This window comes from Oceanobacillus sojae, assembly GCF_007991515.1.
GTDB lineage: Bacteria > Bacillota > Bacilli > Bacillales > Amphibacillaceae > Oceanobacillus > Oceanobacillus sojae.
This window is the reverse complement of record NZ_BJYM01000008.1, coordinates 153,260-171,016: the sequence shown is the minus strand read 5'-3', so window position 1 is coordinate 171,016 and position 17,757 is coordinate 153,260. Positions and strand designations below refer to the sequence as shown.

General features: G+C 36.3%; 16 protein-coding genes. 3 read left to right on the top strand and 13 right to left on the bottom strand.

Translation table 11 applies throughout. The features are described 5' to 3' along the window. Positions 1-34 precede the first annotated feature (34 nt). From OSO01_RS11175 to OSO01_RS11120, 12 genes are all read right to left on the bottom strand, one after another. A complete protein-coding gene (locus OSO01_RS11175) occupies positions 35-847 on the bottom strand; it encodes an alpha/beta hydrolase family protein (protein ID WP_147210504.1) in 813 nt (270 codons plus the stop codon). A gap of 234 nt (positions 848-1,081) precedes the next feature. Continuing rightward, on the bottom strand, positions 1,082-1,576 hold the full coding sequence (locus OSO01_RS11170) for a GNAT family N-acetyltransferase (protein ID WP_147210555.1): 495 nt from the start codon (positions 1,574-1,576) through the stop codon (positions 1,082-1,084). 12 nt (positions 1,577-1,588) lie between these two features. Next, positions 1,589-1,939, bottom strand: coding sequence for a VOC family protein (locus OSO01_RS11165; protein ID WP_147210503.1), 351 nt, complete (start codon positions 1,937-1,939; stop codon positions 1,589-1,591). A 49-nt stretch (positions 1,940-1,988) separates the two neighbouring features. After that, entirely contained in the window at positions 1,989-3,125 is a 1,137-nt protein-coding gene (locus OSO01_RS23715; RefSeq protein WP_246145129.1) for an ArsR/SmtB family transcription factor, read from the bottom strand. A gap of 207 nt (positions 3,126-3,332) precedes the next feature. Beyond that, positions 3,333-4,157 carry an alpha/beta fold hydrolase gene (locus OSO01_RS11155; RefSeq protein WP_147210502.1) on the bottom strand — a complete coding sequence of 275 codons (825 nt, stop codon included), beginning with the start codon at positions 4,155-4,157 and terminating at the stop codon, positions 3,333-3,335. A 17-nt stretch (positions 4,158-4,174) separates the two neighbouring features. Further along, positions 4,175-5,068 (bottom strand): ABC transporter permease, encoded by an 894-nt coding sequence (locus OSO01_RS11150; protein WP_147210501.1) that lies wholly within the window; start codon positions 5,066-5,068, stop codon positions 4,175-4,177. 19 nt (positions 5,069-5,087) lie between these two features. Continuing rightward, the gene (locus OSO01_RS11145; RefSeq protein WP_147210500.1) at positions 5,088-6,035 is read right to left on the bottom strand and encodes an ABC transporter permease; all 948 of its coding nucleotides are present in this window, start codon (positions 6,033-6,035) and stop codon (positions 5,088-5,090) included. A gap of 74 nt (positions 6,036-6,109) precedes the next feature. Next, positions 6,110-7,729, bottom strand: coding sequence for an ABC transporter substrate-binding protein (locus OSO01_RS11140; protein ID WP_246145128.1), 1,620 nt, complete (start codon positions 7,727-7,729; stop codon positions 6,110-6,112). Between the two features lie 27 nt (positions 7,730-7,756). Then, positions 7,757-8,977, bottom strand: coding sequence for a dipeptidase (locus OSO01_RS11135; protein WP_147210499.1), 1,221 nt, complete (start codon positions 8,975-8,977; stop codon positions 7,757-7,759). Positions 8,978-9,172: 195 nt separating this feature from the next. After that, positions 9,173-10,189 carry an ABC transporter ATP-binding protein gene (locus OSO01_RS11130; protein WP_147210498.1) on the bottom strand — a complete coding sequence of 339 codons (1,017 nt, stop codon included), beginning with the start codon at positions 10,187-10,189 and terminating at the stop codon, positions 9,173-9,175. Further along, positions 10,186-11,202, bottom strand: a complete 1,017-nt coding sequence (locus OSO01_RS11125; RefSeq protein ID WP_147210497.1) for an ABC transporter ATP-binding protein — start codon at positions 11,200-11,202, stop codon at positions 10,186-10,188. Before OSO01_RS11125 ends, OSO01_RS11130 begins: the two co-directional genes overlap by 4 nt. Before the next feature lie 16 nt (positions 11,203-11,218). Beyond that, complete coding sequence (locus OSO01_RS11120) at positions 11,219-11,989, bottom strand: IclR family transcriptional regulator (RefSeq protein WP_147210496.1); 771 nt, start codon at positions 11,987-11,989, stop codon at positions 11,219-11,221. Between the two features lie 510 nt (positions 11,990-12,499). Between OSO01_RS11120 and OSO01_RS11115 the strand changes: the two genes are divergently transcribed. The 3 genes from OSO01_RS11115 (at position 12,500) to OSO01_RS11105 (ending at position 15,919) form a co-directional block, all read left to right on the top strand. Continuing rightward, the gene (locus OSO01_RS11115) at positions 12,500-13,954 is read left to right on the top strand and encodes a DASS family sodium-coupled anion symporter (RefSeq protein ID WP_147210495.1); all 1,455 of its coding nucleotides are present in this window, start codon (positions 12,500-12,502) and stop codon (positions 13,952-13,954) included. A 134-nt stretch (positions 13,955-14,088) separates the two neighbouring features. Next, complete coding sequence (locus tag OSO01_RS11110) at positions 14,089-14,946, top strand: manganese catalase family protein (RefSeq protein WP_147210494.1); 858 nt, start codon at positions 14,089-14,091, stop codon at positions 14,944-14,946. A 232-nt stretch (positions 14,947-15,178) separates the two neighbouring features. Beyond that, entirely contained in the window at positions 15,179-15,919 is a 741-nt protein-coding gene (locus tag OSO01_RS11105) for a sulfite exporter TauE/SafE family protein (protein WP_222595731.1), read from the top strand. A gap of 94 nt (positions 15,920-16,013) precedes the next feature. Here the strand turns inward: OSO01_RS11105 and OSO01_RS11100 are convergent, their stop codons facing one another. Next, positions 16,014-16,838, bottom strand: a complete 825-nt coding sequence (locus OSO01_RS11100; protein ID WP_147210492.1) for a DUF1835 domain-containing protein — start codon at positions 16,836-16,838, stop codon at positions 16,014-16,016. Between the last annotated feature and the right edge of the window lie 919 nt (positions 16,839-17,757).

The window sequence follows — 17,757 nt, the reverse complement described above, 5'->3', positions numbered from 1 at the left end:
TAGATTTAAATTTGCTTGTATCCTCAATCAAATACTAACCAAGATATTTTTTAAACCAATTGCTTGCTTTTAGTTTCATATTATAATCAAATTGGTGGTTAATAAAAGGCATACTAAGCTGGAGTTTATCTGGATGTTCAGAGTAAAGTGGCAATAGCTTCTTATAGAGCTCCAACGAGTAGATAAAAATAGAATCCATGTCTTGATCACCATTAATAATTAATAAGGGCTTGGGGGAAAAATTACTGAATTTTTCAAATGGATCTATCTTCCGGAAAAATTCCGTACGTTCTTTTATTTCGCTTTTTACGTCTTGAAGCGGTATCTTCCATTGTTCATAAGTAGCAGTTGATGCAATGCTATCTTCCCATGCCTTCTCAAAAGCGGGTTTACCGGCCACTGGCACTGCAGCCTTAATAGCGGGATTATTTGCAGCTACATAAAATGAAGCGTATCCTCCCATGGAGAACCCTGATACTCCGATTCTATCAGCATCAATTTGTTCCTTATTTTTAAAATAATCAATTAAATATTGTATATCAATACCTGCCTGCTCAATAATTTCATGCATATGGACATATGTATCCAACCCAGTATCCAGAGGGAACACGGAAGAAAACTTACTGTTTTTATTGGCTTTTTTTCTCTTACCATGGTCTTTACAATCTATACTCACATAATAAAAACTTTTTTTAGCAAGCATATATCCATAGTCTAATGCTTGTTCTCTATCAGCACCATAACCATGAATATAAAAAACTAATGGGGCTTTGACTATTTTTTCTGGATATATACTTAATACAGGTATTTCATTTATTATACTATCGTCTATAATTATTTTTGTCATAATTTAAGCCTCCTATTAACTAAAACTACTTTTTTTATTCAATTCTTATAATAAAGTATTCACCCATTCAAGTTTATCACAGCCACATTGCATCATAACTACATCTCACTTTATTCTACTTCCAATATTCAATCATTTCGCTTTTCTATATTACAAAAGATTCAATTTTTACATATTAATTTCGAAGCATAAAGGAAGAAAAATACTACTTGGATCGGAAAGTTAAGAATAAAACTAAATGCTCCTTGAATACTGCAAATTCACAAAAGCTTCGCCAGTATCCGTCATCCCGTTTCTTTTTTCACGCAACATAAATCCTCTTGCCTCATAGAATGGAATCCCCCTTTGATTATCGTCCTGCACAGACACCCACTGCTCTGTTGCGCCTTGCTCTTTGTGTTCCTTTGTAAATATTTCTAATAATTGTTTCCCTATTCCCTGATACCGATATTTTTCATCAACATATAATACGAAAAGCCTGCTTACACCAGAGTCCATGACCTTACCGCCAATGACGCCTGCCACCTTTGAATCAATAATGGCAGTATGGGTATAGGAGCCTATTTCTATATCCTGCTTAATGCGTTCCGGAGTATACCATTTTGTGACATTCTTATCCTGATAATCCTGACTGAACTTCCCTGCTACTGTCTGTCTCCATCCAGAGGAACAAATTGCAGCAATTTCCTTTGCATGCTCTGTAGCTGCTTTTTCAATTTTCACTTCCATCATCACTCCTCGCTATTTTACATGGGTTAAATTTTCTACAATCCAAATTCTGTATCCATCAGGATCAGAAATGACTGCTTCTTTCACACCCCAAGGTCTATTAACAGGTTCTTGAATGACTTCTGTATGTTTCCTTTTCATCGATGAAATAGCTGAAGTAACATCATTGACCAGAAATTCAATAACAACTCCTTTTTCCACCGGTTCAGGCTCATCAATTAAATGTAATAGTATAGTCGTTTTTTCTTCAGACGCTCTAACCAAAAAGAAAGCCATACTTTCGTCGGTAAATGTCTGCTCTAAATGTAATACATTCTTATAAAAGTCGATCGATCTATTTAAATCCTTTACTGGTACAACAATTGTATTTAACTATTCGATTTGAAATGCTGTCATCCTTCTCCCTCTCTTTCTAAACCTTTAAAAATGAATTTAAGGTCGCTGCTACTTTTTTCAGTTCATCTTCATTTATAGAAAAATACTTTGTATTTCCTTCCTGATGTACCGTCACTAGATTTGCTTGCTGCAGCTGGTTTAAATGGCGTGAAACGGTGCTTTGCTTCAAATTCAGTTGTTGGATAATCTGTTGAGCGAACATTTCTTTATTCTCAGCTAATAAATCAATGATTTGCAGCCTTGTTATATCCCCTAACCCTTCAAAAGCAGAAGAATAACCTGACAGCTTTTCTTTATTTCTACCAGCTTCTACTTTTGGATCAAACATAAGATAAATATGCTTATCGAACCGGGTAAAAGTCAGTAATCTCTCCAGATTGGAGGAAGGTATAAAGGTTAGGTATTCCGCTCTGTTTATTTTCTCTAATTCACGGGTGTCTGGATATAGGCCGGTTATTTCAAAAATTGCTGCTCCGTTTGTAGGGTAGGATTTTTTCAACAAAGTTTCGTGCTGCCTAACCCATGTTACCAGAGCTCTTTGGTTACTTTGCCACTGTTGGTTTACTCCTGAATTCCAAAATGTTCTGAGCAATCTGATAATACTTTCTTTAATAAAAGATAGATTATCGTAATGCTCTGCTATTTTATTTATTTTTTCGATAGGAACAGACCAGCTAAGTAATACTGCTTTCACAGCTTGTCTGCGCATATCAGAGTCTTGAAATAATGACTCTTCTTCCAGACGAACCTCCTGCATCACTTCTTCTACAGCCAGCATACGGGGTATGTATTTATGGTAATAGTCCATTGTTTCTCTAATTCCATAGATAACAAGCGCCAGTATATCGGCCTCATCAAGCTGCTCCCACCACTGGATAAATAAATCCCAATTCCCGGTTAAATCAGAATTCTTTTTAATATAAAAATCTCTTAAAATCACGCTATGGGCAAACACCGTTCTTAGTAATTTCAAGTCTTTTTTAGAAGTTTCCGATAAATCAGCTGAAAAATTTCTTATCCAATCATTTTGCTTAGAAGAGCCATTTAAATAGTAATCAACCAGCTGAATATTTGTAAAAAGATTTATTGCTAAGGAATTGACTGCATTTAGCTCTGTCTTAGGAAAAGCTGGTATAAGTAAATGTCTTTCCAAATCATTACCTCCCTCACCTTATATTCGTATATTGAATATATTAATATAAGGTTTTCATATCGTCAACAGATATACGGTTAGATACTATTCTCTATAGCATTCTTATACACGCTTCTTTAATGTTTTGTGTTTTCCAAACATGTAAAAAGTACATACTAATAGCGCATGTACTTTTGGGAGTCTCTATATAATCTAACATTTATATATCTAAACAAGGAAATCTCTTATAAGCTGAATGAATTTTTTATTCTCTTCCTGTTGTGGAGAATGACCGCTGTTTTCAAAAATAACCAGCTGCGCATTCGGGATATTCTTCGCAATTAATTCTGAGCTTTCAACAGGAGTAATCCAATCGTGCCTGCCAACAGTTACTAATGTAGGTACTTTAATATTTTGAAGACTGGGAACAAGATTAAATTTTGGTTTATTATATTTAAAAGCAAAATTATGTGTCTCATAACGATAGTAAATAGAATTTAGCCTTTGTTGAACTGCTTGTTCATCATATTTTACTGTATATAACGGCTGGATAGCAGCAAACATCTCCTTTAATTCTTCGTTTGATCCTACTTCACCCTTAAATAACCTGTTTATACCGTCTTCTGTAATTCCCGGTAAATTGCTCTCTAAGGCTTTATCAATTGATAAATGATCAAATTCATTATTTGCTGAGGTGTCTCTAAGTAATACATGTGTAACATTTTCTGGGTATCTTAATACATACTCAAGAGTGAGAAAACCGCCATAGGAACCACCTAATATAATTATTGGTCCACCAACTAAATGCTTTCTTAATTCTTCTATATCAGCAGTCCATTGTTCATGCGTAAAAGGCGGATTATTTTCAGAACGTCCAGACCCTCTCATATCCAGAAAAACTAAACGATACTTGTCACCCAAAGCAGAAAAAGATTTTATATCGCCCCGGCAGTCACTCAGCCCTGGTGCCCCATGTATAAAAAATATTGTTTCCCCTTCTTCATTTCCATGAACCTCATAATATAATTGATTATCATTAATGGTTATATACATATCTATTCACTCCGTTTTTATTTTTTCACAAATCTTGGATCTAGTGCATCCCTAAGCCCATCACCTAAAAAGTTATATGCTAACACTACTATTGTTATAGCTGCTCCGGGTAAAACACCTAAAATAGGTGCAGTCCAAATATATTGTTGTGAATCCTGAAGCATATTTCCCCAGGTTGGTGTAGGTGGCTGTATTCCCATTCCCAGATAACTTATTGCACTTTCAGTTAAAATGGCCGCTGCAATGGTTAAAGTTCCTGAAACGATAATAGAAGGTATAATTTGTGGAATAATGTACTTCGTAAGAATCCTGATAGAAGTAGCTCCTGAAGCATTTGCAGCTTCTACAAATTCATATTCCTTCCATTTTAATGTCTCTCCATAAACTACCCGCGCTATCTCCATCCAGCCTGATAATGCAATAACAATAACTACCATAACAGGGCTGGTTCCTAGTACTGTTAATGCTACCAGTACAAAAAAGAAATTCGGAATAGCCATCATTGCCTCTGTAAATCTCATCAGGACTGTTTCAACGTATCCTCTGAAAAAGCCCGCGCAGGCTCCTATTATAGTACCAATCAGTAAAGCAAATAGCATAGCAGCTAATCCTACTATTAAAGTAATTCTGCCACCATATAGCATCCTTGAGAACACATCTCGTCCTAAATCATCGGTTCCCATTGGGTGCTGTAGTGACCAATTTGCCAAAGCACCTGCATCCTGTAATCCTGTTGGACTTACTTTCCATACAAGAGGACCAATAAAAACAATAATATGAACTAAAATCAAAAAACAAAGAGATACATAAGCTATTTTATTTCTACTTAATCTTTGAAGCAGAATATTTTTCCTGCTTCTTTTTTTAAGAATATCTTTTTTCTTAACATTTATATTAGTAGATGCATTCATCTTGCTGCCTCCTGCCTGTTTATACATTTTTCACCCTTGGATCAACACGTGAATAAACAATATCTACTATTAGATTACATAAGATAACAACAATAGTAATTACAATTGTAATGCCCATGACCAGCGGATAATCTCTTCCTCTGGCAGCTTCTAGAATCAGTGTACCAATACCCGTCCAGCCAAATATAGCTTCTGTAATTACAGCACCACTTAAAAGTCTTGGAATTAACACACCGATAATCGTAATAATTGGAATTAAAGCATTTCTTAGAGCGTGAATATAGATTACAATCGATTCCTTGGCTCCCTTAGCACGAATTGTCCGGATATAGTTTTGGGAAATAACCTCCAGCATAGAGGAGCGGGTAAATCTGACTATATTCGGTAAAATGGTAGTTGTCAGGATGAGAACCGGCATAATTAAATGTGAAATCCATCCCCATAAATCAAAGTCTGTTCCTCTTGCACCTACTCCTGAAGAGGGCAGCCAGCCCAAATTGATTGAAAATAATAGAATCAACATTAACCCTAACCAGAAAGCTGGAACAGAGAGACCGACTACGCTAAAAAAGTTAATAATATGGTCTGGTACACTTCCTCTTTTTATTGCAGATAGTATACCAACTGGAATACCAATAATAATAGATATAATAATAGTAAAAAATGTCAGCTCAATAGTATATGGCAGTCTTTCTGCGATTCTTTGAACAACAGGTTCATTAGAAGTGAATGAAGTGCCTAAATCGCCAGAAAATGCTCCTTTCAACCAACTTGCATACCTGACAATAACAGGCTGGTCCAATCCTAACTTCTCTACCATAGCCTGTCTTTCCTCTGGAGAAGCATCCATTCTCATCGTACTTGATGGGCCACCAGGAGCTAGATTAATAAGAAAAAATGTAATAACAGTAACAATTAATAATAAAATAATACTTTGTCCGAATCTATTTATTAGAAATTTCAGCAATAAAACTCCCTCCTGACATTGGGACGTTATGAATATATAGAAGTGCGCCCTACAGCGCACTTCTATATATAATTTTATTCTTCTAAATACCATTCATTAATATAATGAAGAGCATCTCCAAAAGATAAGTCTGGAACTCCTTTTAATTTGTCAATGCGTACCTGAGCCTCTTGTGGATACCATAAAAATAAATACGGTAACTCTTCAGCCATTAATTGCTGTGCTTCAATATATATATCTTGCCGTTCTTCTATATCACTGGTTTGTGCGCCTGCATCCAGCAGTTTATCTAACTCCTCATTTTTATATCCAGGTATATTATTCCCGTTTACATTTTTGGAGTGCATATAAGCAGATAAATCAGGATCAGCAGGGTATCTCCACCAGTTTAAAGTCATCTCATAATCTCTCTCAACTACAACCTGCTGAATCATTGTATTCCATTCCATTGCATTTAAATTCACTTTTATTCCTATTTCCTCCAAATATTGCTGTACCATTTGAGAGACTGCTTCCAAATCGCCCTGAATTCCTATTTCGAAATCAATTGTAAATGGTTCTCCATCTTTATCTAAGATTCCATCTCCATCAGAATCCTCCCATCCGGCTTCCTTTAATAGTTCTTTAGCTAGATCTGGATCATACTCGATTCTGGTAACATCTTCTGTATAATATTGCTGCAATGCTGGCGCAATGCCGGAATCAGCTATTGTTGCATAGCCTTTTAAAACGGTATCAATAATAGTTTGCCGGTCAATCGCATGGAGTATTGCTTGTCTAACTTCCTTATTCTGATATTTCTCTATTTCCTGATTTAAAATTAGCCAAAAAAATCTTGTCGTATCCCGGGCATAAACATCTACTCCATCGGCATTTTCTATTTTTTCAATAGCCGCTAAATCATCTAAAGCAAAAATCGATAATTCTCCAGTCAAAATCTGGGCAACATGCGTATTAGCATCTCCAAGTACTTTATATTCCACTTCATCCAGCAGTGCAGTTTCTCCGTAGTAATCCTCATTTCTTTCCAAAACGACACTTTGCCCGGAATTATAATTTTTTAATTTGAAAGCACCCGTTCCTATAGGATTTTCTTTATTAAAAGAGGTCAAATCCCAAGGGTCTTCTCCTTCAAATATATGTTTTGGAAGGATTTCCGTATTAAAACCTAAATATGCAGGAAGAGCAGCGACAGGACTTTCTAATACAAATTTCACAGTATACTCATCTACGATCTCTACCTCATTCAGTTGTCCGAAATAAGAAGAGTTATTCGCTCCTAACTCTTCATTCAGAACAATTTCATTAAAAGTATATGCTACATCATCTGCTGTAAACTTCTCTCCATCGTGCCACAATACATCATCCCGTAAGAAAAAAGTCCACTCTAATTCATCATCTGAGACTTCCCACTCTTCAGCTAAATCTGGAGAAGGAGCAAGATCTTTACCAGGCTTAGTCAAGCTTGAAAATAATACTCTATTTACTACATTTGACTCAGCGTATGCATTAGGATGCCAAGGATTAAAAGTTGGATCCGCAACTATAGGTATCGATACTTTTCCGCCCTTTTGTACATCTTCTTCCTTATCGTTGTTAGCAGTTGAAGTATTATCAGCTCCGTAAGAACAGGCATTCATAAATAACATTCCGATTATTCCAATAATTGTAATAACAATAATCTTTTTATTCACTTTGTTATTCTCCCCTTGACTATAAAATTATTTAGCCCATGTTGCCTCTAATACTCTCAGTACATTTCCACCTGCTACTTTACGGATGTCTTCACGACTATAACCTTTTTTAACTAACCACCTTATAATATTTGGCATACATTCGGCAGGGTTTTCTAATCCTTTTACATATTCTACTTTCTTCAAACCAGGCATTTGCGCACTTTTGATTGATAATTGTCCAGCTAAAAGGTCATGTGTACCTACATGGTCACCGAATAATGTATCTGGACCAAAAGCTACGTGATCAATACCAACTAAATTAGCAACATACTCAAAGTGTTCCATGAATGATTCTATATTGTGTTCAGGGTGGGCTTTAGTGATTGTAGAATGGGGTGCTGCTTCAATACCAATCACGCCTCCTTTTTCGGCACATGCTTTAATAACACTGTCTGGCTTCAAACGCTTCGTATCCCACAATGCTCTTGCTCCAGCATGGTTAATGGTAACTGGCTTTTCACTTTCCTCAATGGTGTCCAGAGAGGTTTGATCTCCCGCATGTGATACATCAATGGTAATACCTAACTTATTCATTCTTCGGACCGCTTGTTTACCAAAAACAGTCAAGCCAGCATCATTTGGTTCTCTCAGTCCGGCTCCTAATTGGTTGGCTTCAGAATACACTATCCCCATTGTCCGAATTCCAAATCCATAAAGTATGTCTAGCCTATCCAACTCATTTTCTATCATTGTCGAAGACTCTAAAGCACCGACAAATGCAATTTTACCTTCTTTTTTCGCCCGATATAAGTCAGAAATTCTCTCTGCTTTAATCAGCAAATCTTGATGAGCTATATCACTATATCGAATTCCAATATCATGAATAACATCTGACCACTTCCATCCTGCCATAGATGTTACCATTGCTGTTCCATCCATAAAATTTTCAAACACGACATCCAGCCCTGATTCACTTAAAGCTTTATAACCTGTCCAATCTCTTCCTTGTCGTCTGAATTCAAAAAAATCTAATAAGTTTTCCGGCATAATAAATGTATGCTCATGCATAGAAACAATATAATCTTCTTCTAATATTTGTTGTACTTGTTCCTCTTCATCTTCTGACAAAGAATATACATATGGAGTAACACGATCATTTTGTTTAGAAAGCTTGTACTCTTTATAATCGACTCCGGCTTCTAAATACTGAAAAGATGTATAACCATCATATACCTTCTTTTTTCCTTGCCCTAACTTTGTTGACATTTTAACCTCTCCTTATTGAAATATTTTTATAGAAGTGTTCAAATCCTGATGGAACTTATTGTCATTAAGATGGGAATTTTCTGATAAATAAAGCTGTTTTTAGCCTATATATTTTTACCTTGTAATGCTTTTTCCCCTGCTTAACATTTGACAGTACTGTCTATCACTTTTTGAACACATAACTATCCTTTTTATTTATAAGTTTGACACAACATCTTTTAATAACTGGTCAGCCCCAAGCGGAAAATGGCATGAAACATAATGTCCATTTCGAACTTCTTGCATTTTTGGAACTTCTAATTGACATTTTTCTGTAGCTAAGGGACATCTTGTCCGAAAATGACAGCCTGATGGTGGATTTGCAGGAGATGGAACCTCTCCTTTAAAAACAATTCTCTCTTTCCGTAAGCTAACATCAACATCAGGTACTGTTGATAATAAAGCAGCTGTATAGGGATGTGCAGGTGTATCAAATATATTATCTGTTTCCGAAATTTCTACAATTCTTCCTAAATACATTACACCTACACGATCAGAGATATGCCGCACAACATTTAATCCATGCGCAATAAATAGCATAGTCAGACCGAGATCTTTTTTTAAATCCATTAGTAAATTGATGATTTGTGATTGAACGGATACATCCAAAGCAGATACTGGTTCATCTGCAACAACAAAATCCGGATTTAAAGCTAAGGCTCTTGCAATACCTACACGCTGCCTTTGCCCGCCTGACAATTCATGTGGATAGCTGTTATATTTTTCTGAGTCAAGACCTACCAGCTCCAACATTTTTTTTATTTCACTCAATTTGTCTATTTCCCTATCCGTTTTGTGTATTTCATACATCTCCCCAATAATCTCTCCGATAGTAAATCTGGGGTTCAAGGAACCAAAAGGGTCTTGGTATATAATCTGCATTTCCTTACGAAGTCTTCTTAATTCACGATTGTTATATTTCAATATATCCTTATCTTTGAAAAACACTTGTCCTTCAGTTGGCTCTTGTAAACGCAGAATATTTTTTCCCAGTGTTGATTTCCCACAGCCTGATTCTCCAACTAAACCTAATGTTTCCCCTTGAAAGATTTCCAGTGAAACATCATCAATTGCTTTCACAACTTTTTTATTATTAGCAGCAACGAAGCTGTTGCCATTTTTAATGACAAAGTATTTTTTTAAATTTTCGATTTTTAGCAGAGGGGGATTCATTGAAACACCTCCGTATCTTTTTGATTCTTTACGTGATCGTGGAGTACATTATCTATATTCCAGCAAGCAACCTGGCGATCTTTAAAATTCTCTAATACTGGCTCCTGGTTCATGCACTGCTCCGTAGCGAATGGGCATCTTGGTGAAAAACGACATCCAGATGGAACATTTGATAAACTAGGTATTGATCCTGAAATGGAATTAAGTTTCACTCCCCTTTCACCTGTCATTTTAGGGACAGATTCTAACAAACCTCTTGAGTAAGGATGAATCGGATTTTCAAAAAAATCTTCAGCACTTGAAACTTCCATTATTTTACCTGCATACATAATAATTACTTTGTCAGCCATTTCAGCAGCTACTCCAATATCATGTGTAATAAGCATGATAGACATTTTTTTCTCTTTTTTTAACTTACGCAGTAAGTCTAAAATTTGGGCTTCTATTGTAACATCGAGTGCTGTAGTAGGCTCATCAGCAATTAATAGTTGGGGATTTGAAGCTAAAGCTATAGCAATCATTACCCTCTGTCTCATACCACCCGATAATTCGTAAGGATATTGCTTTAATCTTGTCCTTGGATCTGAAATTCCTACTAATTGAATCAATTCTTCTGCCTGCTTATATGCATCTTTTTTCTTTACAGATTGATGAAAACGTATAGCTTCAACAATTTGTCTGCCTATTGTAAATACTGGATTTAAAGCTGTTAAAGGTTCTTGAAATATCATTGATATTTTTGAACCCCTTATTTTTCTCATTTCATAATTATTTTTTTCTACAATATTCTCACCATTAAATAAAATATCTCCATCAATAATCTTGCCGTTTTCATATTCTATTAATCTCATAATGCTCATCGATGTAACACTCTTCCCACTGCCTGATTCTCCAACAATACAGACTGTTTCTCCTCTGTCAATATCAAAAGAAACTCCATCAACCGCTTTCACAAATGTATTTTTTCCTTGGTAACCTGTTACTAAATTCTTAACCTCCAATATTTTGTCCAAATTACCCCTCCTCACTTTATTCGTTTCGTTTTGAAGGTAAATAGATTTTATCTAATATTAAGTTTATTTCCTGTTGATACTTTTTTGGAATCTCTACAATCTCTTCAGATTTAATTTTTGTTAATCTATAGCTTGGTCCAGCAACAGAAAGTGAACCGATAACATTCTTCTTCATATCAAATAATGGAATCGCCACAGCCGATACTTCATCAAATGTTTCATTAGCAGTAAATAACCAGCCTTGTAATTTGATTTTGTCTATATTATTAATAAATTTCTCTATAGCACCATTTTGTTTCTTCTTGGTTGTTTTCCATTGATTAAATATCTTCTTTTGTACAGATACAGGTAAATAAGCTAAAATAATTTTATGTGATGCGCCTATATATAAAGGGCTTCTTCTTCCGACTGTTTCAGAAAACCTTACATTCTGATTCGACTCAATAATTTTGGTATACACCCCCTCTTCATTATCGAGAATGGTTAAAACAACACTTTCCCCGGTTTCTTCAGAAATCTTTTTCATAATTGGCTCTAATACATTAGAAATGTTTAAATTTTCTTCTACCACTTGGCTTAGCTCTATAAATTTAATTCCTAATTGATATTTTTTTGTTTCCTCATCGTAAATTAAATATCCATTTTGTTCGAATGTAACTAAGAGTCGATAAATAATTGTATGACTTATTCCCAAATGTCTCGCAAGCTCTCTAAGCCCCCATGTCGGTTTTTCAATTGTAAATGCGTTAAGTACTGATAAAGCTTTATTTAACGTTTTTGAAGTCATTTTATCCCGCCTTCACTACGGTTCTATTTTAGAACCACTGTATCTATATTTGTTTAAATGAAATAGTATCACTTAAATAAAGTAAAGTAAATATATTTTTTAAAAAATTCTAATTTTATCAATTAATTATGGCTTAACAAAAAAAGTTATTAAACCATTGTTGAATACAATGATCTAATAACCTTGAAATAAATTGCTTCTTATACTATTTCTTTATGAATTTCATCTTATTGGTAAGACAAAATTAAAACATATTCTTTTCTAATATGTCTTTTAAATAAATTATGGAAACGCTTATAAAAGTTCTTATAACCAGCCGGATCGTGATGAAGTAATATTGATAATATTAATTATAATGTAAAGCAAAATTTAACTGAAGGAATTCTTTCCCTTCTATTTATTGAATATTTTGCGAACTGTTTCACAAGTTCATTATTCTGTAACATGTGAAACAAATCACAAACAAGGTATTATATATTATAATAAAGGTAAATAAAGGGAGGGGTTTTCATGAAAAAGAAAGATGCTATTGCACTCATTGCAGCTTTTTTAGTTCTTATTATTATTTTAATCTTACCTAATCCTGATTCATTGCCTTTGGTGGGACACAGAGCGCTTGCTGTCTTAGCTTTTGCTGTTGTTTTATGGGTTACAGAAGCGGTTTCTTATCCTGTCAGTGCGGTAATGATAGTCAGTTTATTGGCTGTCCTGATCGGAATATCCCCCACTCTCGAAGACCCGGGATTAATTTATGGAACGAGTCAGGGGCTTGGGATGGCAGTAGAAGGATTTAGTTCTTCTGCCGTATTGCTTGTCGGGGGAGCACTTGTTTTGGCAACGGCTATGGAAATTACCGGGCTTCATAAAAGAATAGCGCTGTATATTATGTCGAAGGTCGGAACAAAGCCTGATGCGCTCGTTTTAGGAACGATTATTGTCAGTTTTGTACTTGCATTGTTCGTGCCAAGTGCCACCGCCCGTGCAGGTACACTTGTACCTATCTTGTTAGGAATTGTTGCTGCATTTGGATTAGCAAAGCAAAGTAAACTGGCAGCATTATTAATGATTACTGCTGTACAATCTATTTCCATTTGGAATATTGGTATAAAAACAGCAGCCGCACAAAATATGGTTGCTCTGGGATTTATGGAATCTGCATTTGGAATTAATGTGACATGGGGAGAATGGTTTCTCTATGCTGCTCCCTGGGCTTTTATTATGTCTATTGTGCTTTATGTTGTTATGGTCAACCTGATAAAGCCGAATATGTCGGAAATGCCAAAAGGAATAAGTATCGGCAAGCAACTGAATGAGCTTGGAAAAATGAGCAGTAAAGAATGGCGTTTGGTTATTATTGCCGGATTATTATTATTATTCTGGTCTACTGAAGGCATTTTGCATCCTTTAGATTCTACTACGGTTACCATTGTTGCGGTTGCAATTATGCTGACACCAGTTATTGGCATCTTTGCCTGGAAAGAAGTACAGACCAAGGTTCCTTGGGGTACATTGATTGTATTTGCAACGGGAATTTCATTAGGGATTGTTCTGTTAGCAACGGAGGGAGCTACCTGGCTTTCTTCTAATTCATTTGAAATACTTGGTGTGTCTTCCCTGCCTCTGGTTGGTATGATCGCAGTACTTGCTTTATTTAATATTCTGATTCACTTGGGCTTTGCCAGTGCCACCAGCCTAGCATCAGCCTTTATCCCGATTGTTATTGCTTTAGTCGGATCTATGGAGCCGGCAGCCTTTAATGGTCCGGGGCTTGTCCTGATTATGCAGTTTGTTATCAGCTTCGGCTTCTTGTTACCGGTCAGCGCTCCGCAAAATATGCTGGCATATGGTACCGGAACATTTACTTTAAAACAATTTATTAAATCCGGCGTGCCGCTTACTGTGATCGGCTACCTGCTTGTTATCCTGTTTAGTGCAACCTATTGGCAGTGGGTTGAATTGTTATAATTAGTGTAAAAGCGATATAAAAGAGATTAAAACTGCTCTTTTACATCTTTTTTCATTTTTTATTTGAATAATTTAAATTTGCATAGGAAAGATAAGTAAGAATATATCAACAGATAAAAGGAGACCAACCATTTATGTATTTCTATAAAGAAGATTTAATCAACATGATTGTTCCAGATAAACCCGACCCGCATGCAGCAAGAGTACTTCAAGAAGCGTTAGGCGGACAATTTGGAGAAATGAGAACTCTGATGCAATTCTCTTTTCAAAGTGCTAACTTCAGAGGGAAAGCCAAGCCTTATCGTGATCTTATCAGAGGGATATTTATAGAAGAATTAAGTCATGTGGAGCTTGTCCAATCCACCATTAACCAGTTATTAAATGATTCTGGAGAGAATATGCCAGGTAATCAGGCATCTGATGGTGCTCCACTGGATGATGTCATTCAGACCGGGGTGAATCCGCATCACTATATTATGGGAGCAAAGGCATCCCTGCCTGTAGATGCTGCTGGTAATCCGTGGAACGGAAGCTGGGTTTACGATCACGGGAACCTGGTTGCGAATTTATTAAATAATGTTGTATTAGAATCAACTGGCGTCCTGCAAAAATCAAGAATTTACGAAATGAGCAGCAACAAGGCTTTAAGAGAGACCATTGCTTTTCTGATTGTTCGTGATAACGCCCATCAAAATGCGTTTGCAAAAGCATTGGAAACATTAGGAGTAGATTGGGGCAAGATATTCCCAGTTCCAAATTATGATTTAAATAAGTACCCGGAATGCCGTAAATATGTTGAAATGGGCTTCCATAATGCTCAATTTAATTTTAGACTGGATGATACACAAATAGGAGAAATATTCCAGGGAACGACCCCAAGCAGAAATGGCGGCGAATTACATGTTACAGAGCCGCCTAAGGGATATCCAGTACCTACTATGCCAGATATGCCAAATGAACATGCGCCGGGCATACATGATTTAAATAATTAATGGTCAGTTACTTATTACATTCACAAAAAGAAAAATGCCTTTATCGGTGTTTTTCTTTTTTTATATTCTTCACAAGTTATATTAACTGCATAAACTCATCACTCAATCAATATGCTGTCTGATACGAACTCTTCACAAGACCTGCCGCCCAATATTTTTCCGCTAATATGCTATAATACTTCATGTAGTTTTAGAAAAGAAAGGGATTTTAATTTTGATTGTTTTATTAACGATGCTTGTTATCGGAATGCTACTTGGGTTTATCGGGGCCGGGGGCGCCGGTTTTATTATTGCCATGCTGAGTGAAGTCTTTGATGTTCCGATACATACAGCACTCGGGACATCCCTGGCAGCAATGGTTTTCACATCGTTATCCGGCACAATCAGCCATCTGAGAGAAAGAAATACGATGTTAAAAATAGGACTGGCAACGGGATTGTTTGGCGGAATTGGTGCCTTTTTTGGATCAAGGCTGGCAGTTTTCATTCCTGAAAGTGATTTAAAATGGTTTACAGCCGGAATGCTTTTTTTATCCGCAATTTTGCTTTGGATTCGTGTCACAGTCGGCTTCGGCAGTTTTGCTACGCAAGCATTTGCAGAGAAAAATCGCTCTTCAAGAAGCAGATTTTGGATGACGGCTGGCGGTATTGGGATTGTGACTGGTTTATTATCTGGTGTCTTCGGTATCGGGTCTACCCCATTTATTCAAATCGGTTTGCTTGTTTTCTTCGGTTTATCGCTTCAACTATCCGCAGGTACAACGATGCTCGTTATTATACCAATCGCATTAGTTGGCGGTATCGGTTATTATACTGTAGGATTTCTCGATTTAAAATTATTTGCAGAGGTCGTTGCAGGAACGATTGTTGGTTCTTATATCGGCGCTAAATTTACAACTCGGTTACATCCGATGGCATTAAAAATCGCCATGGTTGCTGTACCAATGCTCGGCGGGATTATTTTATTGCTTTAGTCTGCCAATACAGAAAAATAAAAAGGATATACCATTCCCCTATCAAAAGGCAGTGGTATACGTCGTCTTTTGACAGGGGCATAGCTATGTAATTCTAAACTGATTTCAAGCCGTTTGTTTTTACCCTGTACATCCACATGGCTTGCAGACTTCCTTCATATATCAGATAACCAGCCTGGATAAGCGAACGGATCCGGTACTCAATCCATAAATCTGAAAAGAATTGATCAGACTTCGTTAATACGCCTCCAACTACTCTTGCTGCATTGATAAAGGTCGCTTCCTCTCCTTCTTGCTCCACACTTTTTATATATTCTATAATCAAGGTATCATCTCTTGTTTCTAATTCATCTATGATTTCCCCTTGCTTCCAGGAACGTACCAAACTGCCACGCTGAAGCAATTCTTCTCCCTCCTGCTCGAAAGTTTGCCGCATTTCTTTTGTTATGTATGAATATGAATGATTATAAAAATGGATTAGCTGTTTCGCATTACAATCACCCGTGGAAAGAATAGCAACTTCTATTTCTTTACCCCTCATATATTCCTGCATTGCGTCAGCGGTATTTACTACCCTCAGCTCCACATCTTTACCATTTAATAAATAGCAGCTGATTCGAAGGCCAATTTGCTCCGAGGTATTTTCACAGATCCAAATGGTCAGTTTATCGCCATCTTTTATTTCTCCTAATTGCTCCAGCGCTTCTTGATAATCAGATTGATCTGCATGAAAGTTCTGCACCTCCTGAAAACAAGAAGCTTTCCAGGCAAAATGATCCTTGATGCCACAAGGCTGATGAATATTAGTAATTGGCCCTACTGAAAAATCAATTGGAAAGCTGATAATTTGATGATTTTTCTTACGGAATGCGTGCTTTAAAATGCCGGCTGCTGCACTTCCAAATATAAAGTGTTTCATATAATCAATCCTCCGCTAATATCATTTTATCACAATGCACCATGCTTGATGGATAAGCAACTACATCTTCCCTATTGAATAAAAATTCATAGTATAAGCAACCTTAATAACACATTTTACATAATAACAGCTTTTCTTTCTTTATTTCTATCATTTCAGCTAAGCGGACTCCTTCCTCAAAAATTTCGTCGGATTTTAGGTGGGAGGTTTTAATACTTCATCCATGCAGATGTAAATGGCGCTGCAAATATTATGCGAAAAGTTTTCAAAGATGCGTCTCATCACAGCTTTTCCAATATCGGGGCTTTACGAAACCCGGTAACTTTGGTTGTAAGATAAAAGTAGTCTTAGGAGGCAAAGACCAATAGGATAGCGGGGTTGGGTGTTTTCAGCACACCGATGTGTCCACTCCACTGGAGGTTAATCGTCATCTTGAAAGTCGACACCCCAGAAACCCCCACTTCCAATTTCAATAGAAATGAAGTGGCGGGAGTATTCATGAGGACGATTATTTTATTACTGAAGCATATTTAGTTTTATCAGAAGCCAATATGCAAGACATCATTGAAATTGACGCAGCCGTTTCTTAGGTAGACGATTTAAAAACGGAAAATTATATTAAACACTTAGAGGGACTTGGACTGGAAATGGAATAGTTATGTTACTCATGTAGAAGTTTCTAATTTCTCTCTGCCTATAGGATTTTTTAAAAATGAATACTTGAGAAGTCAGACTGACTTCTCAAGTATTATCAGAGTCTTACCATTGACCTGGATCAACTTTCTATTTTGTTAAAAGTAAAAATAACAGATTCTCTACAGAAATTTAACTTATGATAATGAACATGATTTTATAAATATGCCCGTAAAGATTTTTATACTTTCTCTCATAACAATAAAGGTGCTTTACCGTAACAAAT